Here is a 1,962-nt window from a genome sequence, read left to right as displayed (position 1 = left end):
CTCAAGTTTGACAGTTAAAACCACAAGAACGCTGTAATGACAAGCGTTCTTGTGGTTTTTTTTGGTTAGAAAAATGCGTACTTTTTTAGGATTTGGTTTGTTTTAAAATTTTTTTTATTTTTTTTTGCTCGATAATCTCCGTATCGGTTCGAAAGCCAAACACATCATGTAATTGATCTGTCAATTCCGTTCGTGTGTAGGCGGGAATATAGCCTTCCCCAGCATATTCCAGAACGTTCATATCACGTAAGGTTTGAATGATTTCTGGACAGGTAAAGGATTCATCCAATTTTTTCTCCAAAATGCGATAGACCAATAGAGAGAGGAAACACGTTAGAAAGTGCGCTTTGATTCGTTCATCTTTTCGAACAAAAACTGGCCTGGATCGCATTTCACTTTTTAAAATTCGAAAAGTCTCTTCGATTTCCCAACGGCGTTGGTTGATCTGGATAATCTCCTCCACTGTGCTTTCCAGGTTGGTGCACACCCCATAAAACCCGTCATATATGGATTCTTCCTTAATTTGATCCTCTTTTAGTGTATAACTTGCTTTTTCCGCGATTTCTCCATCTGGGGTAACATGTGTAGATTGAATAAATCGCGCGGGGTCATTCGCCCTTTTTTTCTCTAAGCTGGTTGGCCTCTCCATTTTCTTCATAGCTCGCTCAATCTGCTTTTTTCGAATGCTTTGATGGTATCGCTTATATTTCGGTGAAAACGTGACGACCAAGCGCTGTTCGAAGCCATTTTCATGAATCCACCGTTCTTTGTAATAGGTTTGGTTGTTCTTCTCCAAGTCCAACTCCTGTAAATTGATGTGTACCTTTGTCCTCTTTCCTTCCCTAGAACGGTTCGCAGGGATCCATCCTTCTGGATTTAGGGCCCATTCTTTTAAGTGTTTCTTTAGTTTTTTAATGGATTGGGTAGTCACGAATGCACGGTTTCCCATGGAATTATACAAGCGATTTTCATGAGAAGATAAGCCGGCGTCGGTACAGACTACAAATTTGGAAAGTTTAAAATCTTTAATGATTCTTTTTTCCAACGGTTTTAAGGTCGGTTGTTCGTTTTGATTTCCTGGATTTATCACGAACGCGAGAGGTAGTCCGTCGCCGTCCATAAAAAGTCCCATCTGCACGATCGGATTGGGCCTGTTTTCTTTTGACACGCCATATTGCTTGAGGCCATCAGCCTCTTCGATTTCAAAGTAAAAATTCGTGCAGTCGTAATACAAAATGGACGTGTTTCGATCGACAACCTTCAAACTGTTTTTATAGACGGCTTCTTCGATTCCATCCGATTCTTCGGCGAGAACGTCCAGTGCACGATAAATGTGTTGTGCTTCCACCAAATGTGGTTCCAGTAACTCATTAGCCCGTTCAAAAGTGCCTTTTTTTGAAGCTGGGTGCAGAATCCTCATGTAAATTAAACGGGAAAGAATGGTATTCAAATCAAACGAGAAGTCACGTTTCTCCGAAATTTGTTGGCAAACGGCATCAAGTTTCAATTGATAGTAAATAGATTGTAAGAAGAGATAGCCAACATTAAAAGAACGCTGCGCTTCCTTAGGTATTACTTTATTTGGATCGTAGGCTACCATGATTTTTGCCTTTTTCTGTTTCTCATTTTCCTTTAATTTTCGGGCGTAGTTCTTGGCCCATTCCAAGGGATCCACACCTGGATGTTTTCGTTCAATGTCTTCTCGGTTCCCCAACGCTTCTACCACTTTAGTGGTTCGTTTCTTGTTTTTGTAAATATCTTTAATTACAAAATATGATTCCGAATTCTTAGAACGGCTGACTTTTATCCGCATATGCAGAAACCTCCGAAAAATGACTGTTATTATAACTATTATATCACATTACGAAATGTTACGAAATAATAAACTGAAAAATTTGACAAAAAAATAAAGCCATATCAAGGCTTTTACGTGTTTTTTTGGTATTTAAGTGTCAAACTCCC

At 39.3% G+C, this 1,962-nt stretch carries 1 protein-coding gene; it reads right to left on the bottom strand.

Going from position 1 to position 1,962, the window contains the following annotated elements; genetic code table 11:
• Positions 1 to 85: 85 nt before the first annotated feature.
• Positions 86 to 1,813 carry an IS1634 family transposase gene (locus tag ACI6MV_RS24815; protein WP_407272988.1) on the bottom strand — a complete coding sequence of 576 codons (1,728 nt, stop codon included), beginning with the start codon at positions 1,811 to 1,813 and terminating at the stop codon, positions 86 to 88.
• Positions 1,814 to 1,962: the final 149 nt, after the last annotated feature.

Origin of the sequence: Radiobacillus sp. PE A8.2 (genome assembly GCF_045635475.1) — a bacterium.
Classification (GTDB): domain Bacteria; phylum Bacillota; class Bacilli; order Bacillales; family Amphibacillaceae; genus JBJGXI01.
The sequence above is the reverse complement of the archived record's forward strand: the minus strand, read 5'-3'. Positions and strand labels throughout refer to the sequence as shown.

Excerpts from the sequence above, each read along its gene's own strand:
- ACI6MV_RS24815 (WP_407272988.1), bottom strand. The coding sequence starts at position 1,813 with ATGCGGATAAAAGTCAGCCGTTCTAAGAATTCGGAATCATATTTTGTA.